At 61.1% G+C, this 23,958-nt stretch carries 30 protein-coding genes; 17 read left to right on the forward strand and 13 right to left on the reverse strand.

Features of this window, described 5'->3' with window-relative positions; all coding sequences use genetic code 11:
- Positions 1-97: 97 nt before the first annotated feature.
- From rho to hemE, 3 genes are all read right to left on the reverse strand, one after another.
- Positions 98-1,363, reverse strand: coding sequence for a transcription termination factor Rho (gene rho / locus RIN79_RS08465; RefSeq protein ID WP_309084209.1), 1,266 nt, complete (start codon positions 1,361-1,363; stop codon positions 98-100).
- Positions 1,364-1,578: 215 nt separating this feature from the next.
- Positions 1,579-2,112 (reverse strand): protoporphyrinogen oxidase HemJ, encoded by a 534-nt coding sequence (gene hemJ / locus RIN79_RS08470; protein ID WP_309084210.1) that lies wholly within the window; start codon positions 2,110-2,112, stop codon positions 1,579-1,581.
- Complete coding sequence (gene hemE, locus RIN79_RS08475; RefSeq protein WP_309084211.1) at positions 2,109-3,137, reverse strand: uroporphyrinogen decarboxylase; 1,029 nt, start codon at positions 3,135-3,137, stop codon at positions 2,109-2,111. Before hemE ends, hemJ begins: the two co-directional genes overlap by 4 nt.
- Before the next feature lie 384 nt (positions 3,138-3,521).
- Between hemE and RIN79_RS08480 the strand changes: the two genes are divergently transcribed.
- From RIN79_RS08480 to dnaQ, 5 genes are all read left to right on the forward strand, one after another.
- Positions 3,522-4,340, forward strand: coding sequence for a pyruvate, water dikinase regulatory protein (locus RIN79_RS08480; protein WP_309084212.1), 819 nt, complete (start codon positions 3,522-3,524; stop codon positions 4,338-4,340).
- A 5-nt stretch (positions 4,341-4,345) separates the two neighbouring features.
- Entirely contained in the window at positions 4,346-4,960 is a 615-nt protein-coding gene (locus RIN79_RS08485) for a Maf-like protein (protein WP_375165895.1), read from the forward strand.
- The gene (locus RIN79_RS08490) at positions 4,953-5,792 is read left to right on the forward strand and encodes a shikimate dehydrogenase (RefSeq protein WP_309084313.1); all 840 of its coding nucleotides are present in this window, start codon (positions 4,953-4,955) and stop codon (positions 5,790-5,792) included. The genes RIN79_RS08485 and RIN79_RS08490 overlap by 8 nt, the downstream gene beginning before the upstream one ends.
- On the forward strand, positions 5,789-6,373 hold the full coding sequence (coaE, locus tag RIN79_RS08495; RefSeq protein ID WP_309084213.1) for a dephospho-CoA kinase: 585 nt from the start codon (positions 5,789-5,791) through the stop codon (positions 6,371-6,373). The genes RIN79_RS08490 and coaE overlap by 4 nt, the downstream gene beginning before the upstream one ends.
- Before the next feature lie 73 nt (positions 6,374-6,446).
- A complete protein-coding gene (dnaQ, locus tag RIN79_RS08500; RefSeq protein WP_309084214.1) occupies positions 6,447-7,178 on the forward strand; it encodes a DNA polymerase III subunit epsilon in 732 nt (243 codons plus the stop codon).
- Positions 7,179-7,248: 70 nt separating this feature from the next.
- Here the strand turns inward: dnaQ and secB are convergent, their stop codons facing one another.
- Positions 7,249-7,758: a protein-export chaperone SecB gene (gene secB, locus RIN79_RS08505; protein WP_309084215.1), complete on the reverse strand. Its 510-nt coding sequence runs from the start codon at positions 7,756-7,758 to the stop codon at positions 7,249-7,251.
- A 98-nt stretch (positions 7,759-7,856) separates the two neighbouring features.
- Positions 7,857-8,342 (reverse strand): FxsA family protein, encoded by a 486-nt coding sequence (locus tag RIN79_RS08510; protein ID WP_309084216.1) that lies wholly within the window; start codon positions 8,340-8,342, stop codon positions 7,857-7,859.
- Positions 8,343-8,518: 176 nt separating this feature from the next.
- On the opposite strand from RIN79_RS08510, the gene RIN79_RS08515 reads away from it, so the two are divergent.
- From RIN79_RS08515 to RIN79_RS08530, 4 genes are read left to right on the forward strand one after another with little or no spacing between them, the layout of a single operon-like run.
- Positions 8,519-9,232 carry a Tim44/TimA family putative adaptor protein gene (locus RIN79_RS08515; RefSeq protein ID WP_309084217.1) on the forward strand — a complete coding sequence of 238 codons (714 nt, stop codon included), beginning with the start codon at positions 8,519-8,521 and terminating at the stop codon, positions 9,230-9,232.
- 48 nt (positions 9,233-9,280) lie between these two features.
- Positions 9,281-10,390 (forward strand): murein transglycosylase A, encoded by a 1,110-nt coding sequence (locus RIN79_RS08520; RefSeq protein WP_309084218.1) that lies wholly within the window; start codon positions 9,281-9,283, stop codon positions 10,388-10,390.
- Positions 10,357-10,926, forward strand: a complete 570-nt coding sequence (locus RIN79_RS08525) for a Smr/MutS family protein (protein WP_375165897.1) — start codon at positions 10,357-10,359, stop codon at positions 10,924-10,926. The genes RIN79_RS08520 and RIN79_RS08525 overlap by 34 nt, the downstream gene beginning before the upstream one ends.
- A complete protein-coding gene (locus RIN79_RS08530) occupies positions 10,923-11,285 on the forward strand; it encodes a helix-turn-helix domain-containing protein (RefSeq protein WP_309084220.1) in 363 nt (120 codons plus the stop codon). The genes RIN79_RS08525 and RIN79_RS08530 overlap by 4 nt, the downstream gene beginning before the upstream one ends.
- Positions 11,286-11,331: 46 nt before the next feature.
- Here the strand turns inward: RIN79_RS08530 and RIN79_RS08535 are convergent, their stop codons facing one another.
- The 4 genes from RIN79_RS08535 to hslV form a co-directional block, all read right to left on the reverse strand.
- Positions 11,332-12,300 carry a DUF1402 family protein gene (locus RIN79_RS08535; protein ID WP_375165898.1) on the reverse strand — a complete coding sequence of 323 codons (969 nt, stop codon included), beginning with the start codon at positions 12,298-12,300 and terminating at the stop codon, positions 11,332-11,334.
- Between the two features lie 110 nt (positions 12,301-12,410).
- A complete protein-coding gene (gene hslU / locus RIN79_RS08540) occupies positions 12,411-13,721 on the reverse strand; it encodes an ATP-dependent protease ATPase subunit HslU (RefSeq protein ID WP_309084222.1) in 1,311 nt (436 codons plus the stop codon).
- Positions 13,718-14,257, reverse strand: a complete 540-nt coding sequence (locus RIN79_RS08545; RefSeq protein ID WP_309084223.1) for a GNAT family N-acetyltransferase — start codon at positions 14,255-14,257, stop codon at positions 13,718-13,720. Before RIN79_RS08545 ends, hslU begins: the two co-directional genes overlap by 4 nt.
- Positions 14,247-14,795, reverse strand: coding sequence for an ATP-dependent protease subunit HslV (hslV, locus tag RIN79_RS08550; protein WP_309084224.1), 549 nt, complete (start codon positions 14,793-14,795; stop codon positions 14,247-14,249). The genes RIN79_RS08545 and hslV overlap by 11 nt, the downstream gene beginning before the upstream one ends.
- 163 nt (positions 14,796-14,958) lie before the next feature.
- On the opposite strand from hslV, the gene hisB reads away from it, so the two are divergent.
- From hisB to coaA, 8 genes are read left to right on the forward strand one after another with little or no spacing between them, the layout of a single operon-like run.
- Positions 14,959-15,567, forward strand: a complete 609-nt coding sequence (hisB, locus tag RIN79_RS08555; RefSeq protein WP_309084225.1) for an imidazoleglycerol-phosphate dehydratase HisB — start codon at positions 14,959-14,961, stop codon at positions 15,565-15,567.
- Between the two features lie 4 nt (positions 15,568-15,571).
- On the forward strand, positions 15,572-16,057 hold the full coding sequence (locus tag RIN79_RS08560) for a DUF2628 domain-containing protein (protein WP_309084226.1): 486 nt from the start codon (positions 15,572-15,574) through the stop codon (positions 16,055-16,057).
- 2 nt (positions 16,058-16,059) lie between these two features.
- The gene (gene hisH / locus RIN79_RS08565; protein WP_309084314.1) at positions 16,060-16,710 is read left to right on the forward strand and encodes an imidazole glycerol phosphate synthase subunit HisH; all 651 of its coding nucleotides are present in this window, start codon (positions 16,060-16,062) and stop codon (positions 16,708-16,710) included.
- Entirely contained in the window at positions 16,707-17,438 is a 732-nt protein-coding gene (gene hisA, locus RIN79_RS08570; RefSeq protein ID WP_309084227.1) for a 1-(5-phosphoribosyl)-5-[(5-phosphoribosylamino)methylideneamino]imidazole-4-carboxamide isomerase, read from the forward strand. Before hisH ends, hisA begins: the two co-directional genes overlap by 4 nt.
- Positions 17,439-17,470: 32 nt before the next feature.
- Positions 17,471-17,755: a hypothetical protein gene (locus RIN79_RS08575; protein WP_309084228.1), complete on the forward strand. Its 285-nt coding sequence runs from the start codon at positions 17,471-17,473 to the stop codon at positions 17,753-17,755.
- Entirely contained in the window at positions 17,752-18,579 is an 828-nt protein-coding gene (gene hisF, locus RIN79_RS08580) for an imidazole glycerol phosphate synthase subunit HisF (RefSeq protein ID WP_309084229.1), read from the forward strand. The genes RIN79_RS08575 and hisF overlap by 4 nt, the downstream gene beginning before the upstream one ends.
- Positions 18,551-18,889 (forward strand): phosphoribosyl-ATP diphosphatase, encoded by a 339-nt coding sequence (locus tag RIN79_RS08585; RefSeq protein ID WP_309084230.1) that lies wholly within the window; start codon positions 18,551-18,553, stop codon positions 18,887-18,889. Before hisF ends, RIN79_RS08585 begins: the two co-directional genes overlap by 29 nt.
- Before the next feature lie 28 nt (positions 18,890-18,917).
- Positions 18,918-19,877 (forward strand): type I pantothenate kinase, encoded by a 960-nt coding sequence (gene coaA / locus RIN79_RS08590; RefSeq protein ID WP_309084231.1) that lies wholly within the window; start codon positions 18,918-18,920, stop codon positions 19,875-19,877.
- On the opposite strand, the gene RIN79_RS08595 is transcribed toward coaA, so the two are convergent.
- The 4 genes from RIN79_RS08595 to RIN79_RS08610 form a co-directional block, all read right to left on the reverse strand.
- Entirely contained in the window at positions 19,864-20,487 is a 624-nt protein-coding gene (locus tag RIN79_RS08595; protein WP_309084232.1) for an alpha-ketoglutarate-dependent dioxygenase AlkB, read from the reverse strand. The genes coaA and RIN79_RS08595 overlap by 14 nt on opposite strands.
- An 85-nt stretch (positions 20,488-20,572) precedes the next feature.
- Complete coding sequence (gene arfB / locus RIN79_RS08600; protein ID WP_309084233.1) at positions 20,573-21,004, reverse strand: alternative ribosome rescue aminoacyl-tRNA hydrolase ArfB; 432 nt, start codon at positions 21,002-21,004, stop codon at positions 20,573-20,575.
- 80 nt (positions 21,005-21,084) lie between these two features.
- The gene (locus tag RIN79_RS08605) at positions 21,085-22,695 is read right to left on the reverse strand and encodes a phosphoenolpyruvate carboxykinase (protein ID WP_309084234.1); all 1,611 of its coding nucleotides are present in this window, start codon (positions 22,693-22,695) and stop codon (positions 21,085-21,087) included.
- 220 nt (positions 22,696-22,915) lie between these two features.
- The gene (locus tag RIN79_RS08610) at positions 22,916-23,926 is read right to left on the reverse strand and encodes an LLM class flavin-dependent oxidoreductase (protein WP_309084235.1); all 1,011 of its coding nucleotides are present in this window, start codon (positions 23,924-23,926) and stop codon (positions 22,916-22,918) included.
- Positions 23,927-23,958: the final 32 nt, after the last annotated feature.

The following is a 23,958-nucleotide window of genomic DNA, read 5'->3' on the forward strand; positions in this document are numbered from 1 at the left end:
TCTGAGCTGAAGGGCAGCGATTTGACATCTCCTTCAACTAGCGCATGCAGCACCGTGACGCATTATAAATGCAGGTGGAGCGGTCGTCCGCAACTCCTCAGGTATTCATCGAATCAAAAAATTCGGCGTTGCCCTTGGTCTGCTTAAGCTTGTCGATGAGAAATTCGATGGCGTCGGTTGTACCCATCGGAGCAAGGATCCGGCGCAGCACGAAAATCTTCTGAAGATCTTGCCGCGGGACCAGCAGGTCTTCCTTGCGGGTGCCTGATTTCAGGATATCCATCGCAGGATAGATGCGCTTATCCGCGACTTTCCGGTCGAGCACGATTTCCGAATTGCCCGTTCCCTTGAACTCCTCGAAAATCACCTCGTCCATGCGGCTGCCAGTGTCGATAAGCGCGGTCGCTATAATGGTCAGCGATCCGCCCTCCTCAATGTTGCGCGCCGCACCGAAGAAGCGCTTCGGGCGCTGCAACGCATTTGCGTCGACGCCACCGGTCAGCACCTTACCCGATGAAGGAACTACGGTGTTGTAGGCGCGGCCGAGGCGGGTGATGGAATCAAGCAGGATGACCACGTCGCGCCCATGCTCCACCAGGCGCTTCGCCTTTTCGATCACCATCTCTGCGACCTGCACGTGCCGCGATGCAGGCTCGTCGAAGGTCGAGGAGACGACCTCGCCCTTGACCGACCGCTGCATGTCCGTAACTTCCTCCGGCCGCTCGTCGATCAGCAGCACGATCAGGTAGCATTCGGGGTGGTTGGAGGTGATGGAGTGCGCGATGTTCTGCAGTAGGACGGTCTTGCCTGTGCGTGGAGGCGCTACGATGAGGCCGCGCTGGCCTTTCCCGAGCGGCGCAACAAGGTCGATCACACGGGCCGAGAGATCCTTCGTCGTGGGATTCTCGATCTCCATCTTCAGCCGCTCGTCAGGATAAAGCGGCGTCAGATTGTCAAAATGGATCTTGTGTCGGATCTTCTCCGGATCTTCGAAATTGATTGTATTGACCTTGAGCAGAGCAAAATACCGCTCGCCCTCCTTCGGGCTGCGAATGGGCCCCTCGACCGTATCTCCGGTCTTCAGAGAAAAACGCCGGATCTGCGAAGGTGAAATATAGATGTCGTCGGGGCCCGGCAAGTAATTCGCCGTCGCCGAGCGGAGAAACCCGAAGCCATCTTGAAGTACCTCGACGACACCATCGCCAATAATCTCGATATCCTGCATCGAGAGCTTCTTGAGGATTGCAAACATCAGCTCCTGTTTGCGCATGATGCTTGCATTCTCGACTTCGAGCGACTCGGCAAATGCGATAAGATCAGTCGGCGTTTTGCTCTTGAGTTCTTGAAGTTTCATTTCCTGCATAGGAGCGGACTCTAGGTGTAGCATGGGAATACCAAGGGAAAAGGCTGGGGCTCGTGAGGCACCGCAGCATCCGGAACTTCCGAGAGACTTGGGCCGGATGTGGAGGGAAGGAAGACCCTTTTATCGCTCCACCGGAGAAAGAGCAAGAAGGGTTTTTCTGCTCCCTCTCCTGCACGCATCCGCAGCTGCGTAACGTACCGCACCAGTCCTCGGGCTTAAAAGGGTTTCACGACCACCAGGATGACGATGATGATCATCAGCAGCGTCGGCACTTCGTTGACGATGCGCCAGTGACGTGCCGGCTTCGTATTGCGGTCGCTCGCAAACAGTCGTTGCGCACCGGATAGGTAGCCGTGAAGAGCCGACAGCAGAATGACAAGGGCAATCTTGGCATGGAGCCAGCCGCCGGCGAAAGCAAAGCCTTTCCAGGCCAACCAAAGGCCGAGCACCCAGGTGGCCATCATAGCGGGATTGATGATGAGGCGCAGAAGCCGCGCCTCCATCACCTTGAAGGTTTCGCTTTGCACCGAACCCGACTCAGCCTCCGAATGATAGACGAACAGTCGAGGCAGGTAGAGCATGCCCGCCATCCAGGAGATCACCGCCACTACGTGGAAGGCTTTGATCCAGAGATAGAGCCAGTCGGGAGCCGCGAGAAAGAGCAGCGCCGTCAGCCCAGCAAATATGATGAGGGCGAGAATTGCGCGTCGTGCAGCGGCCCCCCCGCTGGTCGGCGCTTCCGCGGTCATAGGGTTGCCTCCCGCACCTGTTTTACCATTGCTTCCACGTGCTCGATCGGCACGTTCGGTGTGATTCCATGCCCGAGATTGAAGATGAGCGGGCCGTGCCCCAAGCTGGACAGGATTTTATCCACGCCTTGCGAAAGTGCTCGCCCCCCGGCGAGAAGCCGCATGGGGTCGAGATTTCCCTGTAGCGGGCCGTCTTGCTGCAGCCTGCGAGCCTCCTCCATCGGCACGGTCCAGTCGAGGCCAAGCGCGGTGACGCCGGTGTTCCGCCGATATTTTTGGTACATCAGTCCGGCGCCTTTTGGAAAACCGATGATCGGCACACTTGGATGCCTTTCACGCACACGACGAACCATCTCGCGGACCGGTCTCATGCACCAATCCTCAAAGCCGGCCTCATCGAGGACGCCCGACCAGGAGTCGAAAATCTGCAAGGCGTCGGCACCGGCGTCGACCTGACGGATGAGGTATTCGGCGGATGAAGCAGCAACCGCGTCCAGAAGACGAGCAAAGGCCTTTGGGTTCTTGTACCCAAACAATCGGGCCGGAGCTTGGTCCGGCGTTCCCCGTCCGGCGATCATATAAGTGGCAACAGTCCAAGGCGCACCACAGAACCCAATGAGCGCCGTGTCTTGGGGCAGCTCGCGCCTGAGACGCCGCACCGTCTCGTAGACCGGCTCCAAATGCGCGTGCAGGCGACTAGCATCAAGGTTGTCGATCCCATTCTCGTCTATCGGTGTCATCATGGGACCCGCGCCTTCCTCGAACCGCAGATCCCGGCCAAGCGCATGCGGTATGACGAGGATATCGGAGAAGAGAATGGCGGCGTCGAAAGCGAAGCGGCGCATCGGCTGCAACGTGACCTCAACCGCGAGTTCCGGATTGTAGCAGAGGTCGAGGAAACTCCCCGCCTTCTTCCGCACCTCTTTGTACTCCGGCAGATAGCGCCCTGCCTGGCGCATCATCCAAATGGGTGGGGGAAAGACTGTCTGGCCTCCCAGCACCTTCAGGAGTTTTCGCTCCGCCACCTCAGGCTCCGATTCAAAAAAAGAGATTCTAAAGAGAATTCTGATTCTATGACTCTGTTTGGAGTGTGGATTAAATTCTGTCCACGACCCGCCGTTCCTTCAGGCTGGCCATTTTGCCACGGGCCCACTCTCTACAATGGGGAAAACAGCGCGAGAAAACGTAAAAGTTGCTTTAACCTCAATGCCTTGGGCGGGTTAAATCGTGAGGTCGACCGGCGGATGCGTGTGGAAAGGTTCAGGCATCAACATTGTTCTGCACATCCAGCCGATGTCTTCCAGCGCCCAGGCCGATGTGGATGACAGCCCCTGTTTTCCCGAGCTGAAACCTCGCCAAGGGAAAATGGCCGCGCTATCAACACTTCTCCACAGAGGCGGGGTCTTGTTGTGCATAAGCCGCAGAGCTTTTTCCATCTGCATCTGGTTTCCGACGCGACGGGCGAAACGCTGCTCGCCGCCGGCAGGGCTGCTGCTGCGCAATACAAGAACGCGCGCGCCATCGAGCACATCTACCCGCTGGTGCGGACGGAAAAGCAACTAGACAAGGTCTTCGCCGATATCGAAGCGGAACCAGGTATCGTTCTCTATACGATCGTGGATCAAAAGCTTGCGCGGAAGATTGATGAGCGTTGCACGGCAATGGGCCTTCCCAGCGTTTCGGTTCTGGAACCGGTGCTGACCGTGTTCCAATCCTATCTGGGCACGCCGGCAGGGCGAAGGGTCGGCGCGCAGCATGTGCTGGACGCAGATTATTTTCGCCGTATCGACGCACTCAACTTCACGATGGAGCACGACGATGGTCAGCTCCCCCAGGATATCGAACAGGCAGAGATAATCCTGGTTGGAATCTCACGAACCTCAAAGACGCCAACCAGCATCTACCTCGCCAATCGCGGAGTTAAAACCGCCAATGTGCCGATCGTCCTTGACGTATCTCTGCCCGAAGCTTTGTTGCGCGCAAAGGCTCCGCTGATTGTGGGCCTCATCGCTTCGGCTGAACGAATTTCGCAGGTCCGGCAGAACCGGATGCTGGGCACTTCTCCCGGTGATTTCGACGCCTATGTCGACCGCGCTACGATCGCTCGGGAACTCGCATATGCCCGCCAGCTATGCGCGAGGCACAATTGGCCGATCATCGACGTAACACGACGTTCGATCGAAGAAACGGCCGCTGCCATATTGGCGTTGCGGCAAAAACCTTGGTGATGGAAATGAGGACCACCATGCCGGCGGAAACAATCGTGCTTGCTTCCACCAGTTCTTTCCGCCGGCAGCTTCTCGAAAATGCCGGTGTCGCGGTGAAGGCTGTAGCGCCGGAGATCGACGAACGCGCCGTAGAGGCGCCGCTGGAGGACACGGGCGTGACCCCAGAAGAGGTGGCGCTTATCCTGGCTGAAGCGAAGGCCGCAGAGGTCTCTGAGCGGTTTCCGAATTTCTGGGTGATCGGAGGAGACCAGACGCTTTCTCTCGATGACCGAATTTTTCACAAACCTGAGGATATGGAAGGCGCGCGGCACCACCTCCTGGCGCTGTCAGGGAAGACGCATCTTCTGAATAGCGCGGTCGTGCTGGCCAAGGGCGGCAGGGTCGTCTGGCAGCACCTTGCTGCCGCGCGGATGACAATGCGGCCGCTCGATCCGGCATTTATCGGCCGGCACCTCTCGCGGGTGGGAGATAGGGCGCTGGCCAGCGTTGGCGCCTATCAGATCGAAGGCGAGGGTGTTCAGCTTTTCGAAAAGATCGAGGGCGACTATTTCACCATTGTCGGCCTGCCGCTATTGCCGCTTCTGGCGAAGCTGCGTGAGCTTGGGGCAATCGATGGCTGATCCTCGCCCGCGTGCCTTCGTTTGCGGCCATCCGATCAGCCATTCCCGATCGCCACTCATCCACAATTTCTGGCTGCGCGAGTATGGGATCCAGGGCGGCTACGAGCGATGCGATGTGCCGCCGGAGGACTTCGCGAGATTCCTGCAGGAGTTCCCAACAATCTATGTTGGCGGCAACGTCACGATCCCGCACAAGGAAAGCGCCTGGCGCTTGGTCGAGCACCGGGACGATACGGCAGGAATTATCGGCGCCGTGAATACGCTTTGGGTCGAGGATGGCCGTCTTCATGGCAGCAATACCGATGCCTATGGTTTTGCGGCCAATCTCGACGCGGTGGTGCCTGGGTGGGAGAGGAGTGCCGTGGCCACCCTTATTGGTGCCGGCGGCGCGGCACTGGCAGTGGTTCACGCACTGCAAAGCCGCGGCGTGCGCGACATCCGCATTGTCAACCGAACGCTCTCGCGCGCGCAATCCTTGGCTCATCGTTTTCGCGGCGGCACCAGCGCGCATGGCTTGGAGGCGCTGCCGGAAATTCTCTCGGATACCTCCCTTCTCATCAACACCACGCCTCTTGGAATGCACGGAGCTGCCGAGGCTGCGATCGACCTTGGACCGTTACCTGCGTCTGCCATCGTGAATGATATCGTCTATGTTCCACTGCAGACCGCGCTCTTGGCGGACGCCGCAAAGCGGGAGCTTCGTACGGTGGACGGGCTCGGCATGCTGCTGCACCAGGCCGTCCCTGGCTTCGAGCGCTGGTTCGGCGTGCGGCCCGAGGTGACACCCCGTCTGCGAGAAATCCTGGTTGCCGATATCGAGGGCCGGAGATGATAGTGATCGGCCTCACAGGCTCGATCGGAATGGGCAAGTCGACGACCGCCCGCATGTTCGTGGAAGAAGGCGTACCGGTGCACGATTCGGATGCCACGGTGCACAAGCTCTATGCCGGCGAGGCCGCGCCCATGGTGGAAGCCCTCTTCCCCGGCACCACAATCAATGGAAGGGTGGATCGCGAGCAGCTCGCAAAGGCGGTTGTCGCGAATGCGGAAGCGCTGAGAAAGCTAGAAAATCTGATACACCCGCTGGTCCGCAGGGACGCGGACCGATTTGTGGAGGAACACAGGCGGAAGGGAACGCCGCTAGTTGTTCTTGATGTCCCGCTGCTCTTTGAGACGGGCGGCACCGACCGCGTCGACAAGGTTGTGGTTGTGTCCGCCCCGGCGGAGGTGCAGCGCCGGCGCGTGCTTGCCCGGCCGGGCATGACCGAGGAGAAATTCGAACAGATTCTTGCCCGACAGGTGCCGGATGTGGAAAAGCGCAAGCAGGCGGATTTCGTGATCGACTCCAGCAAGGGCATGGATGCCGCACGACGGGCAGTCCGCGTGATAATCGATCAGCTGACACAAGGCTGACAGCTTTTCCGCGGCCTCGCCTTGCCTTGGCCACGTCGTTTGGCTCATCTTCGTGAGCCTGGGAGTTGATTCGGTGCGTGAGATCATTTTCGACACGGAGACGACAGGTCTTGACCCGCGCGAGGATCGGGTCATAGAGCTTGGCTGCGTCGAATTGCTGAACCGTTTTCCCACGGGGCGCGCAATCCATTATTTCATCAACCCGCAGGGCCGCTCGGTGCATCCGGACGCACAGGCCGTGCACGGCATTTCTGACGCGGATTTGGCCGACAAGCCGGTCTTCGGTGACATACTCAAGGGATTCCTCGACTTCATCGAAGGCGCCAAGCTGGTCGCCCACAACGCCAACTTCGACGTCGGCTTTATCAATGCCGAGTTGCAGAGGCTGGGGCAGCCCTATGTTGACCCGACGCGCGTCGTTGACACGCTTGCCATTGCCCGGCGGAAACACCCTATGGGGCCGAATTCCCTCGACGCGCTTTGCCGCCGCTACGGCATCGACAATTCGCACCGCACCAAGCACGGCGCGCTGCTCGATGCCGAGCTCTTGGCCGAGGTGTATATCGAGCTGGTCGGCGGCAGGCAGGCTACCTTCGGGCTGGAGGCCACCGTCCAGGACGCCCGCGAGACAGTCCGCGACAACACCGCGATACTAGTCCTGCCGCCCCGTCCGCGCGCGCTCCCAACGCGCCTTTGCGATTCAGAGCTGAAGGCTCACGAAACCATGGTCGCAAGTCTCGGCGAAAACGCGCTATGGCGCAAGCTTTCCGGCGCTGCGTCCGCCGGGAAGGCGGAGATCGCCTGAATCCTAGGGTTCAGCAAGAAAAAGCCGGACGCAAGGCCCGGCCAGTTCTCATGCGGCAATTGCACCCTTCTCAGGAGACCTGAATCTTTCGCCGGGTCTCTTCCTCGGCGAGGCGCTGCTGGAACATGCGCGCAAAATCGATCGGATCGATCATCAGCGGTGGGAATCCGCCGTTGCGGGTGGCGTCCGCGACGATCTGCCGTGCGAAGGGGAAGAGAAGACGCGGGCACTCAATGAACAGCAGGGGAAGCATGTGCTCCTGCGCAAAGCCCTGAATGCGGAACACGCCGCCATAGACGAGCTCCACGTTGAAGAGGACACCGCCATCCGCTTCTGCCCGCGCGTTAAGCGTAAGAAGCACATCGTAATCAGTGCCACCCAGAGGGTTTGCGTTCACATTCACATTGATGTTGATGGCCGGCGCCTTGTCACGCGGGCGCAGCGACTGAGGCGCCCCGGGGCTCTCGAAAGAGAGGTCCTTTATATACTGGGTCAGTACGTTGAGGCTCGCCGGCACCGAATTGCCGTTTTTTGTTTCGGCAGGTTTCGCGTCGTCTTTTTCTCTGGGCTTTTCGGCCATACGCCTATCCTCAAGGGCGCCTGAAGGCGCGGGGAAAATTGAGCGGCTTGGCTACCACGGTGACTGCGGCCTGACAAGGTTTCCAGGCCGGGTTAGCTTCAATCCTGCCGCCGGATGGGCGCTCGCCACGGCGAGCCCTTCTCATCCTCGGTTGAATAGTCGCCTATGTCGAGGTCTATCGTCTTTCCCTGCGGGCTCGCGCGATCGCGCCTTTGCATCCTCCCTAGAACGATGATTCGGCTGCGGACAAATCGCCAGAGGGCATCGCGTAGGGGAGGGATGAATAGCAACAGCCCAAGCGCATCGGTCACGAAGCCCGGCGTAAGCAGCAGCAGGCCGGCAACGAGGATCATGACGCCATGCACCAGTTCGCGGCCAGGCAGTCGGTGTGCCTCAAGGTCGCGCCGCATGCGGGAGAGAACTGCAAATCCCTGGATGCGCAGCAGGATGGAGCCTGCCACCGCGGTTGCAAGCACCAGCCCAAGCGTCGCAAAAGGTCCGATATACCCGCCTACCCAGATGAACACGACGATTTCGAGCAGCGGGATGGCGAGCAAAAGAAACGGGATGATGGTGAAACGCACGGCTCTGGACTAACCTCTTGCCTTCAAACTTCTGTAAGAGACACATAGGGTCGTGCGTCAGCGATTTGAATGATTGCCTCGCGCGTTCTATATGCATTGTTTGCGGCGCCGCCATGCTTTCATTCCGGGGGCGGCTTGCTCGGCAGGCACAAGAAGCGGCTTCTCTGGCGGACGATATGGAATTTTTCGATTTCGGCACGATTTTCTTTCTGGTCGCAGCGGTTGTGATCTTCTTCCAGCTGCGCAACGTGCTCGGCCGGCGGACCGGCAATGAACGGCCGCCCTTCGATCCATATACGGCGAGCCGCACACGCCCCGCGGAACCGGGCAAAACAGCGAAGAATGATACGGTCGTATCGCTGCCCCGGCGCAAAACGCCGGCCGAGTCTCTGGAGGAACGTTACAAGGTCATCGACAGCGTCGCCCAGCCGGGAACGGAACTCAACAGAGGGCTGCGCGCCATCAAGGACGCGGATCCGTCATTTGACCCGAAGAGCTTTGTCGACGGCGCGAAGCTCGCCTATGAAATGATCGTCATGGCCTATGCCGATGGCGACCGTCGCACTTTGAAGAATCTGCTTTCCCGCGAGGTGTATGAAGGGTTTGTCTCGGCTATCGATGAGCGCGAGAAACGGTCCGAAAAGATCGAATCGTCCTTTGTAGGCATCGACAAGGCGGCGATCGTCGGGGCCGAGATGAAGGGCCATGAGGCCCATGTCACCTTGCGTATCGTCAGCGAGCTGATCTCGGCCACCCGTGATAGCGCCGGCAGTGTCATAGATGGCGATCCGGAAACTGTGGCCGAGGTGAAGGACGTGTGGACCTTTGCCCGCGATACGCGTTCCCGGGATCCCAACTGGAAATTGGTGGCAACCGAAGCTGAAGAATAGCTCAGCCGTGGAACGGCGGGTGCCGCAGATAGAGACGGAGGGGCTCCGGTGAGCCTTTCTAAGGTTTTTCTGCTCACCCGTTTCGAGGATATGCCGGGTTGGACAGAAGATGCCGGCCTCCCCGAAGCGCTTTTAGCCTTTGCGCGCTGTGGAGCGCATGCCGAGCAGAGGACGTATAGAACCGGCGGCCTTGGAGTGGCCTTCGATTCCTTCGCCGCGGCGTATGCGGAAGCGCGGCGCCTTGAGCACCCCGTCGGGTTGCAAACCGCGCAGGATTTTTTCCTACGTCATTTTTCTCCTTTCTACGTGCAGGCGGATGCTGGCGAGCGCGGTTTTGTGACCGCCTATTATGAGCCGGAAGCGGAGGCTTCACCCGTGCGCACAGAGCAATTCACGGTGCCACTCTACCGCCGCCCGGATGATCTCATCGACATTGATGACCACAACCGCCCGGAGGGTTTCGATCCGTACTTCGCCTTCGCACGGCGTGAGGGTGGAACTTTGCGTCCCTATCATGACCGGCAGGCAATCGACAGCGGTGCGCTCGAGGGTGAAGGCCTGGAGCTCTGCTGGCTGACAGACCGCGTCGATGCCTTCTTCATCCATGTGCAGGGCGCGGCACGGTTCACTATGACCGACGGGAGCCGAATGCGGCTCACCTATGCAGCGAAAACTGGGCATCGCTTCACCGGTATCGGTCGGTACTTGGCGGATATGGGCGAAATTCCCCCCGAAGGAGTTACGATGCAGTCGATCCGCGCCTGGCTGGCGGCCAATCCACACCGTCAGGACGAGATCCTCTGGAAGGACCGCTCTTACATATTCTTTCGCGAGACTCCGCTCGGCGATCCTGAGCTAGGGCCAATCGCGGCCGCCAAAGTGCAGCTCCAGCCGGGCCGGTCGATCGCGGTCGACCGTCTTCTCCACACCTTCGGCACCCCCTTTTTCATCCACGCTCCGGAGATCCAGCATGTGGACGGACGGCCGTTTAGCAGGCTCATGATTGCGCAGGACACCGGCTCAGCGATCACCGGTTCCGCGCGCGCGGATCTCTTCATCGGCACTGGGGCGCAGGCGGGTGAAATTGCCGGCACGATCCGGCATTCCGCAGATTTCTATGCTCTATTGCCCCGAAGCCTGGTAGGGGCCGAGCCGTGAAACCCGGCGGCCCGAAGCGGCTGACCGATGAGGACCGCATACTTTGGGGCCGCGTCGCGCGCTCTGCGATTCCACTCCCCGGCAAAAAACATCCGGAGGAAGCCCTCCCCCTGCCGGAAGAAAAGGAGCATCAGCCCCCCACCTCAGCCGAGCCGGCGCCGCAGGTTCCCGGCCATCCAATACCCCCGCGGCAGCGGCATCCCCGCCGTCTCGATGCGCCCACCACCGAAAAGCTGGCACGCGGCCGCCTCGACATTGCCGGCCGAGTGGATCTTCATGGCCTCACGCAGACGGAAGCTCATGCGCTTCTCCTCTCGTTCCTGCGCCAAGCCCTTGCTGAGAAGCGCCGATATGTTTTGGTGATCACAGGAAAGGGAACGTCGCGCGGCGAAGGGGTGCTGCGCCGCGTGGTGCCGCAATGGTTCTCCACGCCACCTTTTTCCGAGATCGTCGGCGGCTACGAGGAGGCCGCGCGCCATCATGGTGGGGGCGGCGCGCTCTATATCCGCCTGCGCAAGAGCGAGGGCCAGCGGTGACGCCTTTCGCGACGAAAGTGCGCGCCCTTCGCCGGGCCCGAGGCGTGAGCCAAAAGGAGATGGCCGCTGCGCTCGGCGTCACTCCTGCCTACCTGTCGGCACTGGAACATGGCCGGCGGAGCCCGCCGAACTGGGCGCTCGTGCAGAAGATCATCGGCTATTTCAACGTGATCTGGGACGAGGCGGAGGAATTGCAGCGCCTGGCCGAGCTGTCCCATCCGCGCGTGGTTGTCGACACGGCAGGACTGCCGGAAAAGGCTACGGCAATTGCCAACCTTCTAGCGCAAAACATTGCCCACCTAGATGAGCAACAGCTCGATCGGCTTTATGAGGACCTGCAGAAACTCCTGACGAAGTGAAAAACGCCCGAACAGGAGTAAACCGGGTCCCGGTCTCGAGAAGGCGTCAAGACTCCACCGCGAGTGCCTCGAGTTCGTCGAGCTTCTCGTTGACGTGCCAGCCGTAGTAGTTCTCCTCCGGAAGCCTAGGCTCCAGCCCCTTCTTGCGCCGCAACGCATTCTCGGCCGCAAGCTTCGCCGCCCGGGCGACCGGATTACCGAGATTGTAGAGCGTCGCCGTGAGCCCCGGGTTTCCGCTGATGTCGAAACCGGCAATCTCCGCATAGACATCGATAGACTTTCTGATGGTGGCCGCTACGTAGTCGAGAGTGATGTCCGGATCCATTATCGCGCGATAGACCCTCTGCGGATCGCGATGGTCGATCTTCGGAAGGCCCGAGATCTGGTGCACCAAATCACTCATCTGCAGTGCGGTGAGCGGATTGAGCTGTCCGATGCCGAAGGTCTGGCCGGCGAAGAAGGGCTGCAGGAAGACGGCGCTGAAACGATCATCCGGGAAGGAAGTGCCGTCCACAGTAAGGCCGCGGAAGCTCCGTTCCCACACAGCCTCGCGGCAGCTCCAGAGGGCGTAGCTGTCCGCCATGTCTGCGCATGTCGCAAATTCCGGCCGTTTGATGAAATCGTCCAGGCTTTCTCCCTGGTAGGAGAAAGTAAGGCTGCTCTTCAGATAAGAGACCGCCTTGACATAATAAGTCTGCAGATGGTCGTAGGCGTCCACATTATAGGTGTGCTCGCCAACGATCGCGCCAATCATGTGAATGGGATCGAGATCATAGCGCTCGGCGACCCGGCGGATTTTGGCCCTGAGTGTGCCGTCGCTACGCAGAAGCTGAACGATTTTCGCGTACTTCGCCTCGAACGTGGTTCTGCCGGCCCCGGTGCGCCGCGCGGAGGCGCCTGGAATGGGCGGCTGCTCCAGGTTGCGGTTGCCCGGAGGCACCAGGGTCTCAGCATCCGCCGGCGACGCCGACACGCACGCGAGCAAAGCCAGAAGGATGCCGAGCCGCAAGATAATCGCCTCAGGACTGATTTTTGGGGATCGGCCGGAATCTAGGGGAGCGGCGAGCCGGAGTCGAGTGGTTTTGCTAGCCGGTTTCAGGCCCTGCCGTTGCCGTGTCGTCTATGTCACAGGATAAAGCGGGACAGATCCGTGTTCTTGGCCAGGTCGCCCACATATTGATCCACATAGGCGGCGTCGATTGTAACCTTGGCTCCTGCGCGGTCCGGGGCGTGGAAGGAAATGTCATCCAGAACGCGCTCCATAACGGTTTGCAGCCGGCGCGCTCCGATATTTTCGACATTGGCGTTGAGATCGACGGCGATTGCCGCCAGACGGTCGATTGCGTCGTCGGTGAACTCGAGCTCCACCCCTTCGGTCCTCATGAGCGCGATATACTGTTTGATCAGGCTCGCCTCCGTCTCGGTAAGAATGCGGCGGAAGTCTTCCTTCTCCAGCGCGCGCAGTTCGACCCGTATCGGTAACCGCCCCTGCAGTTCCGGCAGAAGGTCGGAAGGCTTCGACACGTGGAAAGCTCCGGAGGCTATGAAGAGGATATGGTCCGTCTTCACTGGTCCGTATTTAGTGGCCACGGTTGTGCCCTCGACGAGTGGCAGCAGATCGCGCTGCACGCCTTCCCGGGAGACGCCCGCCCCGATGCCGCCCTCGCGGGCCGCGATCTTGTCGATTTCGTCTATAAAGACGATGCCGTCATTCTCGGCGGAGGAGAGGGCCCGCCGAGTCACCTCGTCCTGGTCGAGCAGCTTGTCGGATTCGTCGTTGATCAGAAGCTTGTAGGAGTCCTTGACGGTCGTCTTCACGGTTTTGGTGCGGCCGCCGCCCATCGCCTTCTGCAGCATGTCGTTTATATTGAGGACGCCGATATTGGCGCCGGGCATCCCGGGAATTTCGAAACCGCCAAAACCGCCGCCGGTGTCCGCCACCTGGACTTCGATCTCCTTGTCGTCGAGGTCGCCGCTCCTGAGCTTCTGGCGAAAGCTGTCGCGGGTGGCTGGACTTGCGGTTCTGCCGACCAGTGCTTCGAGTACGCGTTCCTCTGCATTGAGATGCGCGCGCGCTTTGACGCTCTCGCGCATCTTCTCCCGCGTCAGCCCGATCGCCACCTCGACGAGGTCGCGCACGATCTGCTCCACGTCGCGGCCCACATAGCCCACCTCGGTGAACTTCGTCGCTTCCACCTTGATGAAGGGCGCGCCTGCGAGCTTCGCGAGCCGCCGCGATATCTCTGTCTTGCCGACGCCGGTGGGGCCGATCATCAGGATGTTTTTCGGCATTACCTCTTCGCGCAGACCGGGCTCGAGCTGCTGGCGGCGCCAGCGGTTCCTGAGCGCGATAGCGACTGCACGCTTCGCATCCTTCTGGCCGATAATGTAGCGGTCGAGCTCAGAAACGATCTCTCGGGGTGAAAAATTGGTCATATCGTCGTCTCGTTTATAGTCGCATCGTACTGCATGATCAGGGCGTCGCCGGTTCGCCCTTCAAGATGCGGAATGGGTCGGAACCCCGCCTTAGTGTAAGCGCGAATCGCGCGGGCGTTGTCGCGGTCCGGGTCGATGATGATGGTGCGGAAACCTTCTTCGATGAGCTTGCGCGCGAAGGCGGCGAGCGCCCTGGAGCCGATCCCCTGCGAAAGTTTTGCACCGTCGCCGAGCGAAAGGTCCACGCCCACCGTCTCGGACGGCAGCTCCAGGAGCCAGGGGTGGTCGTTCGTCCATTCCTCGTTCTGGTGATGGCCTATGAACCAATACTGGATGTAGCCCACCGGCTCGCCATCCATCATGATGATGAAGGGCCGCGTGGTGTCCTGCCCTTCCACCATCGCGCGGATGAACCCGATCTCCTCCTCTGGATCGCCCCACCATTCCCGCATATGCGGCTCTTCCAGCCAGTGCTGAAGCATCGGCAGATCCGCCGCGGTGACGGGTTCGAAGCGGATGCCCCGATCAGCCTGCATCAAGCGATTCCAGGACAATATTGTCGTTGGTGTAGATGCAGATGCTTGCAGCGATCTCCATCGCCCTCCGGGCGATCTCTTCCGCGCTCTTGTCCGTATCAAGCAACGCGCGCGCCGCGGCGAGCGCGAAATTGCCGCCAGAGCCGATCGCCATAACTCCTTCTTCCGGCTCCAGCACATCGCCATTGCCGGTCAGCGCCAACGTCACGTTCTTGTCCGCCACCAGCATCATGGCTTCCAGCCGGCGCAGATACCGGTCGGTCCGCCAATCCTTGGCAAGTTCCACGCAGGCTCGCGTCAGCTGATCCGGATACTGCTCGAGCTTCTTTTCCAGCCGCTCGAGCAGCGTAAAGGCATCGGCTGTGGCGCCGGCAAAGCCAGCGATCACATTGCCTTTGCCGATGCGGCGCACCTTTCTCGCATTGCCCTTCATGACCGTCTGGCCAAGGCTCACCTGCCCGTCGCCGGCGATGACCACCTTGCCGCCCTTGCGGACGGTGACGATGGTCGTGGCATGCATGGATTGATTTTCATTCATGAAGCTACTCCTGGACGCCTTTCGGGGGCGCCAAATCGAGCGCTTATGTAAGTGCGCGCAATGGGAATGCAAATGCGCGCGCGTCGCGCGTGCCCGGCGTGCGCTGCTGGCATTCCCCGGCGGCATGCTCTAAAAGGCGGGCCTTCATGATGAAAGGAAAGCCATGGCCGCCACCAATCCGCGCCAGGCCGAACTGAGCCGCAAGACGAACGAGACCGACATTTCTGTCACCGTCGATCTCGACGGGGAAGGCCGGTCGGATATCTCGACGGGCGTCGGCTTCTTCGACCACATGCTTGAGCAGCTTTCCCGCCACTCGCTGATTGACATGAAGATTGCGGCCAGAGGTGACCTGCATATCGACGACCACCACACGGTCGAGGACTGCGGCATCGCTCTGGGCCAGGCGATCGCAAAGGCGCTGGGCGATCGCCGCGGCATTGTCCGGTACGCATCGCTCGACCTCGCGATGGACGAGGCGCTGACGCGCGCCGCGGTGGATGTGTCGGGCCGACCCTTCCTCGTTTGGCAAGTGGCATTCCCCTCGCCTAAGATCGGCACATTCGATACAGAACTTGTGCGCGAGTTCTTTCAGGCGCTCGCGCAGCATGCCGGCCTTACGTTGCATGTGGCCAATCTCTATGGCGCGAACGCGCATCACATCGCCGAGACTTGTTTCAAGGCTGTTGCGCGGGTGTTGCGTGCCGCGCTGGCGCCCGATCCGCGCCAGCCGAACGCCATCCCCTCCACCAAGGGCACGCTGAACGGTTGAACTGATGGCAAGCTACATCGTTCTGCAACCGGCAAAGGCTGCCGCCGACAAGCTGGAAGAGGCCGTCATGGTTCGGGACGGCTTTTCCCTCCCTGCCCTGGTGATGCCGCTTCTCTGGTTCCTCTGGCACCGCATGTGGCTTGAAGCGCTGGCATTCGTGCTTGTTGGCGCGGTGCTCGGCGGCCTGGGGGCGTTGCCGAGCTTTTCGGTAGTGGCGCCGCTCCTGTCGCTGTTTCTCTACATCCTCGTTGGTCTGGAGGCGCAGACGCTGAGAGTCGCATCCCTCCGCCGCCGCGGCTGGAATGTCTGGGGCGTCATTGAAGCGGCCAATCGCGACGAGGCGGAGCTTCGCTATGCGGCCGAGGTCGACTGGCCGCCCGCCCAGGGCGCCGTTGCCGCGCCAGGCGCTCCCTTGTCCTCGCCCCGATCCGGCGTGTCGAGATCGCCGAGCGGCAGCTTCGGCCTCATCGACTATCCGCGAAAGGCATGACCATGCGCGTCGCCATCATCGATTACGGTTCAGGCAATCTGCGGTCCGCCATAAAGGCCTTCGAGCGCGCCGCGCGGGAAGCCGGTATCGCGGCTGAAATCGACCTCACCGATGACGCCGGGCGGGTCCGCACGGCCGATCGGATTGTCCTGCCGGGCGTCGGCGCTTATGCCGATTGCCGCGCCGGTCTCGACGCCGTTCCGGGCATGGTTGAGGCGCTCGAGGAGGCGGTGGTCAGGAAAGCACGACCCTTCTTTGGCATATGCGTAGGCATGCAGCTGATGTCGGAGCGGGGCCTTGAGAAGACCGTCACCAGCGGCCTTGGCTGGATCGAAGGCGACGTGAAAGAGATGAGGCCGGACGACCCCTCCCTTAAGATTCCGCAGATCGGGTGGAATACGATTCACGTGAAACATTCTCACCCGCTGTTCGACGGAATCCCCACCGGACCCGACGGGCTGCACGCCTATTTTGTGCACTCCTACCACCTCGCCGCAAAGCGGAAGGAGGATGTGCTCGCCGTAACCGACTATGGCGGGGAGATCACTGCCGTGGTGGCGCGCGACAATCTCGCGGGCACCCAGTTCCATCCGGAAAAGAGCCAGACGCTCGGCTTGGCTCTCATCGCCAATTTCCTGAGGTGGAGGCCATGATCCTCTTCCCGGCCATCGACTTGAAGGACGGCCAGTGTGTGCGCCTTAAACTCGGCGAGATGAGCGAGGCGACCGTCTACAATCCTGATCCAGCCGCCCAGGCGAAAACCTTCGAGGACCAGGGTTTCAAGTGGCTGCACGTCGTGGACTTGAACGGCGCCTTTGCCGGGACGAGCGTCAATGGCGCGGCGGTTGAAGCCATTCTCCGTGTCACAAAAACTCCGGTGCAGCTCGGCGGCGGCATCCGCTCGCTGGCGCAGATCGAAGCGTGGCTCGCGAAAGGCCTGGCGCGGGTGATCCTCGGCACGATCGCCGTGCGCGACGCGGCGCTGGTGCGCGAGGCCTGCAGGAATTTTCCAGGCAAGATCGCCGTCGGCATCGATGCACGCGGCGGCCGGGTGGCTGTCGAAGGCTGGGCCGAAACGTCCGACCTGACGGCGCTGGAGCTGGCGCAACGTTTCGAGGGGGCGGGCGTCGCCGCCATCATCTACACTGATATCGACCGCGACGGCGTGCTGACCGGCATAAATTGGGATGCGACCATCGCGATGGCGGATGCCGTTTCGATTCCCGTCATCGCCTCGGGCGGCCTTGCCTCCATGGCCGACATCGAACGCATGACGAGACCCGACGCGGCGAAGCTTGAAGGCGCAATTTCCGGCCGGGCGCTCTATGATGGCCGCATCGATCCGAAGGAGGCGCTGGCGCTGCTGGCGAAGGCTGCGTGAACACCGCGCCGCAGCCGCGGGTCCGGCGCCGTATGTTCATGATCCTTGCGATCATCATCTTTCTGGCGGTCTTTCCGGTCGCCGCCGCACTCGGCGCCTACACGATAGCAGACGCCGCCGGTTGCCGGCTCAACGAGGCGGAGGTCAATCCCTGCATTGTCCTCAGGGCTGATGTGGGGGAGTGGCTGATGGTCTTCGGCCTGATGGGGTGGCTGGGAATAGCGAGCCTGCCTCTGGGCGCGATGGGTGTCGCGATCTGGCTCATAGCCGCCCTTTTCCTCTATCTTCGCGGTCGCCGGAACAGGAGCCCCGCATGAGTTTGAAAGCTCGCGTCATTCCCTGCCTGGACGTAAAGGACGGACGCGTCGTCAAAGGCGTGAACTTCGTCGATCTGATTGACGCCGGCGATCCTGTGGAGGCGGCGAAGGCCTATGACGCCGCCGGCGCCGACGAGCTATGCTTCCTGGATATCTCTGCCAGCCACGAGAACCGCGACACGATTTTCGACGTCGTCGCCCACACGGCCGAGCAGTGCTTCATGCCGCTGACAGTCGGCGGCGGCGTGCGCGAGGTCGCCGACATTCGCAAGCTGCTTCTGGCTGGGGCAGACAAGGTCTCCATCAATACCGCGGCCGTGAGGGACCCTGAATTCGTGGCCCGGGCAGCCGACAAGTTCGGAAACCAGTGCATCGTCGTGGCCATCGACGCGAAAAAGGTCTCGGCAGTGGGCGAACCGGACCGCTGGGAAATCTTCACCCATGGCGGGCGCAACGCGACCGGCATTGATGCGGTGGAGTTTGCGATACGCGTCGTGGGACTCGGCGCAGGAGAGATCCTGCTCACCTCCATGGATCGCGACGGCACGAAGGCGGGGTACGATCTTGCACTGACCCGTGCCGTGGCTGATGCTGTCCGGGCACCGGTCATCGCCTCGGGCGGCGTGGGCAATCTGGACCACCTGGTTGAAGGTATTCGCGATGGCCATGCGGGCGCCGTCCTTGCGGCCTCGATCTTCCACTTCGGAACCTATACGATAGCCGAAGCCAAGCAGCACATGGCCAAAGCGGGAATCGCCATGCGTCTCGATCAATCGCAGCCCGCGCAGAACGCGTATGAGCCAATTCGATCTTTCCAAGCTTGAAGCGATCATCGCTGAGCGCGCTCGCTCCGGGGACCCGCAGTCGTGGACTGCTCAACTGCTTTCCGCAGGCATGGAGAAGGCTGCTAAAAAGCTGGGCGAGGAGGCGGTGGAGACGGTCATCGCGGCGATTTCGCAGGACCGGAAGGCACTGATCTCGGAAAGCGCCGACTTGCTCTACCACTGGCTCGTCGTTCTCGCGATCGGCCGCGTCAGCCTGGATGACGTCATGACGGAACTTCAGGCCCGTACCGCGCGCTCGGGCGTTGAGGAGAAGGCGTCGCGTGCACCCGCCGCCGGACGAAAAGGCTAGGCTGAAAGGCAGCACGAAAGAGACACTGATGGACCAGCTCGTCGCCGGCGAACGTTATTCTCCATACCGTTTCTTTTCAGCGGAGCAATGGGCGAAGTTTCGGGCCGACACGCCCCTCACGCTGACCGAAGACGAAGTGAGGCGCCTCCGCTCCCTCAACGACCCGATCGATCTCAGTGAGGTGCGGCGCATATATCTTTCGCTGTCGCGGCTCCTTTCCGCCCATGTGGAAGCCAGCCAGCTTCTCTTTCGCCAACGCCAGGTGTTTTTCGACGCTAATCATGCGGTGAAGACGCCATTCATCATCGGTATTGCCGGCTCCGTAGCCGTGGGAAAGTCCACCACGGCGCGCGTTTTGAAGGAACTGCTGGCGCGCTGGCCCTCGAGCCCTACCGTCGATCTGGTCACGACCGACGGCTTTCTCTATCCGAACGAGGTGCTGCGGGCGGAAAACCTGATGGACCGCAAGGGCTTTCCAGAGAGCTATGACGTGGGAGCGATCCTGCGTTTCCTGTCGGGCATCAAGGCAGGTCTGCCCAACATGCGCGCGCCGCTATACTCCCATCTCACCTACGACGTGCTGCCGAACGAATACCTCACCATCGATCGCCCGGACATTCTCATATTCGAGGGCATCAATGTCCTGCAGACGCGCGAATTGCCCAAAGACGGCAAGGCAGTGCCTTTCGTCTCCGATTTCTTCGACTTCTCGATCTACATCGACGCGGCGGAGGAGCATATCCACGACTGGTATGTGCGCCGCTTCATGCGGCTGCGCGAAACCGCGTTCAAGGACCCCAATTCCTTCTTCCATCGCTATTCCAAGCTCTCGAAAGATGCCGCCCAGGCTATCGCCGAGCAGCTCTGGGAAAACATCAACTTGAAGAATCTGCGCGAAAACATCCTTCCGACCCGTCCGCGCGCAGACCTCATCCTGCGCAAGGGCGCCGACCATCTCGTGGAAGAAGTGGCGCTTAGAAAGCTCTAGGCGGGCTCACGCGCCGCAAGGTGAGGTTGATCCTCCCGCCGTTCCTGAGCAGCGTGGATGTGTTCGGGTAGACGCGGTCTACGCCGTGGAAAGCGAGCCGCCCCTGCCTGCCAAGAACGACCACATCGCCGCTGGAGAGCCGGAATGACACTGTCCGTTTCGAGCGGCTGGTGCCGCCGACGCGGAAAAGGCAGTCATCGCCCAGCGAGACGGATACCACTGGCGCCTCAAGGTCCTTCTCGTCGCGATCCTGGTGCAGACCCATCTTGGCGTCCTGCGCGTAGAAATTCACGAGACAGGCCTCGGGCGGGTGTGGGTAGTCTGAAACTTCGTCCCACAAGGCAAGCAGACGTTGCGGGATAGGCGGCCACGGCTTGCCCGTGATCGGATGCATTTCCTGATACCGGTAGCCGCGCTCCTTGTCCGTCACCCAGCCGAGCGCGCCGCAATTGGTCATGCGGACGCTCATGGGTTTACCTGTGCGCGGCATTGTGGGCAGATAGAGCGGCGCCTCAAGCACCACTGCGCGTATCTCGGCGAGCAGCTCCTCCTGCTCCGCCGGCTTCAGAAGCCCTGGAATGTGGCGGATTCCGCTGGGGAGCACGAGCATGACGAAGTCCGGAACCAAGACAGCTATTTGCCGTATCGATCATCAGGGTACGGCGATTTCAGTCTGCCGCAAGCGCTCCGCCATCTCAATCTGGCGCGACCCTCCCACGCATCTTCTTGATACCGGAGCGCCCGGCCTTCTCCTTCAGTCTGCGTTCGACAGCGCCCCTCGACGGCTTCGTCTTCTTGCGCGGCTTGGGCGGCGGCTCGGACGCCCTATGTAAGAGTTCCACCAGCCTCGCGCGGGCGTCTGCCCGGTTCTGCTCCTGGGTGCGATACCGCCCGGCCTCGATAAGGATGTGACCTTCTTTTGTCGCCCGGCTTCCTGCGAGCTTGATCGCCTGGCCGCGGACGCGGTCGGGGAGATGGCGTGCATTGGTGACGTCGAAACGAAGCTGGACGGCCGTCGCCACCTTGTTCACATTCTGCCCGCCCGGACCTGAAGAGCGGATGAATTGCTCCTCCAGCTCGTCCTCATCGACGAAAACACCCGGTCGGATCTGGAGCTTCTCGCCCATGCCGCCTCCACGAGCCGTGCTGCAAAACGGCTGTCCCAACCACAGATCAAGATGGGCGGGAATATGCGTTCGAGCAACCCTTATTCAGCGGCTTGCCTCATCTGCGGAGAGGCATCCATCACATCGGGTTCGACATAAGCCTGGAAACGCTCGAAATTCTGGATGAACATGCCGACCAGCCGCTCCGCTTGTGCATCATACGCCTTCTTGTCGGCCCAGGTGGAGCGCGGATTGAGGATGGCCGCGTCCACTCCAGCCACGGCCACGGGCACTTCGAAGCCGAAATTCCGGTCTACGCGGAACTCGGCCTGGCTGAGCGAACCGTCGAGCGCCGCCGAAAGCAATGTGCGCGTCACAGCGATGGGCATGCGGCGGCCGGTGCCGTAAGCGCCGCCGGTCCAGCCCGTATTCACCAGCCAGCAGTCGACATTGTGCTTCGCGATGAGGTCACGCAGCAGGTTGCCATAGACGGATGGGTGCCGCGGCATGAAAGGCGCGCCGAAACAGGTTGAGAAGGTGGCTTCCGGCTCGACGACGCCGCGCTCCGTTCCTGCCACCTTGGCCGTATAGCCGGAGAGGAAGTGGTACATGGCCTGGGCCGGCGTCAGCCGTGCGATCGGCGGCATAACGCCGAAAGCGTCCGCCGTCAGCATGATGATGTTCTTCGGCTGGCCGGCCCGGCCAGTCTCGCTGGCATTGGGAATAAAGTGGAGAGGATAGGCGCATCGCGTATTTTCGGTGAGGCTGCCGTCGTTGAAATCAGGCACGCCATTCTCGTCCAGCACGACATTTTCAAGCACCGTGCCGAAGCGTCGCGTCGTGGAGAAGATTTCCGGTTCCGCCTCCTCCGAGAGCCGGATCGTCTTGGCATAGCATCCCCCCTCGAAGTTGAAGATGCCGTGCGGCCCCCAGCCATGCTCGTCATCGCCGATGAGCGTGCGCCGGGGATCCGCCGACAGCGTCGTCTTTCCCGTGCCGGAAAGGCCGAAGAAGACCGCCACGTCGCCGTTCGATCCGGCATTGGCCGAGCCGTGCATGGGCATCACGCCGCGCGCGGGCAGGATGTGGTTGAGCGCCGTGAACACGGATTTCTTCATCTCGCCGGCATAGGCGGTGCCGCCGATGAGCACGGCCATGCGCGAAAAATCTATGGCGATGACAGTCTCGCTCCGACAGCCATGCCGTGCAGGGTCGGCGCGGAAGGAGGGCAGATCGATGATCGTCATCTTCGGCGCGAAGCTCTGCAGGTCCGCCCGCGCCGGACGGATAAGCAGGTTGCGGATGAAAAGGGAATGCCAGGCATATTCAGTGATGACGCGGACCGGCAACGCGTTGTCGGGATCTGCGCCGCCGATCAAATCCTGCACAAAAAGATCGAGCCGTTCGGCATGCTTCTGGAAGTCGTGATAGAGAGAGTCGAATTGCTCACGGCCCATCGGCTTGTTGTTTTCCCACCAGATCGCCTGCTCCGTCTCCGCATCGCGGACGATGAACTTGTCCTTGGGCGAGCGGCCGGTGTGCGGGCCGGTTTCGGCCACCAAGGCACCGTGTGCAGTGAGCCTTGCTTCCCTCCTGCGGATCGCTTCTTCGTAGAGCTGCGCCTCGTTCAAATTGAAATAGACGGTACCGGCCGTCCTGAGACCGCCCGTTTCGCTGCCTTTGGCGGGGTTGCGCGAGCCGGTCTCTTTCATTTTGTTCCTCCAGGAAAACAGGTGGTGAAAAACCGGCTAACAAAACCGGGCGGGTCAGCTATATAGGCGAGCCATTCTTCTCGACCAGAAAAGTCAAATGATATCAAGTAATTAATCGATTTAAAAAATTCCGACATTTCCTTAAATCGTTTAGAGCGCTGCTCTGCCGGGACGTAAGGGCGCGCCGGCGACGCTTCTGGGCCTAAGCGGTGCCATACTGCTAGTTCGCCGCCGGCTCTCCCGCGTCGAGCGACCGGAGCACGTCCGCGGCAATTTCGAACGACCTCATTCGCGCTGCGTGATCGTGGATTTGACCCGTGATGATCAGCTCGTTCGGCATGTAGCGTTCAATGAAGCCCGCCAATGTCTTTCGTACGGTGTCGGGAGAGCCGGCCGCCGTGCATGCCAGTGCTTGGTCGACCGACGGCTTCATTTCCGGGTCGATGTGCTCACTTATATCCCTCACGGGCCGCGGTAGCGGGCCAGGTCTGCCGCTGCGCAGATTGGCGAAAGCAAGCTGCATCGAGCTTTTAAGGAAGAGCCCCTCCTCGTCCGTTTCGGCCGCAAAGACGTTGACCGCCAGCATGAAGCGCGAGTGCTGCAGATGTCGCGAGGGTCGGAAGGTGGTTCTATAGACAGTGATCGCCTCTTCCAGGGCGGCCGGAGCGAAATGCGACGCGAAGGCGTAGGGCAAGCCGAGATGGGCCGCAAGTTGCGCGCCATACAGGCTCGATCCGAGGATCCATACCGGCACGCGCGTTCCCGCGCCTGGTATGGCCCGGACAATCTGCCCTGGCTGCGGATCGTCGAGATATGAGATCAGTTCCAGCACGTCATTAGGAAATCCCTCCCCGTGATCAAGCCCGCGCCTTAGCGCTCTCGCGGTTGCCATATCCGTGCCCGGTGCGCGCCCAAGCCCGAGATCGATGCGGTCCGGATGAAGCGTGGCTAGGGTGCCGAACTGTTCCGCCACCACGAGGGGTGCATGATTGGGCAGCATGATGCCGCCCGCTCCAACGCGGATGGTGGCCGTCTGCGCCGCGACATGCGCGATCAGCACCGTCGTGGCAGCGCTCGCGATCCCCGGCATGTTATGGTGCTCGGCGAGCCAGAACCGGTGATAGCCCCAGCGCTCCGCATGGCGCGCAAGATCGACCGTGTTCTGCAGTGCTTCGGCAGCCGAGGCGCCTTCGGCAATAGGTGCTAGGTCGAGAACGGAAAAGGGAATCATTGAGGAGGCTCCGGATTTTGAGCCTGTTCATA

The organism is Chelativorans sp. (assembly GCF_031180965.1).
Classification (GTDB): Bacteria; Pseudomonadota; Alphaproteobacteria; order Rhizobiales; family Rhizobiaceae; genus Chelativorans.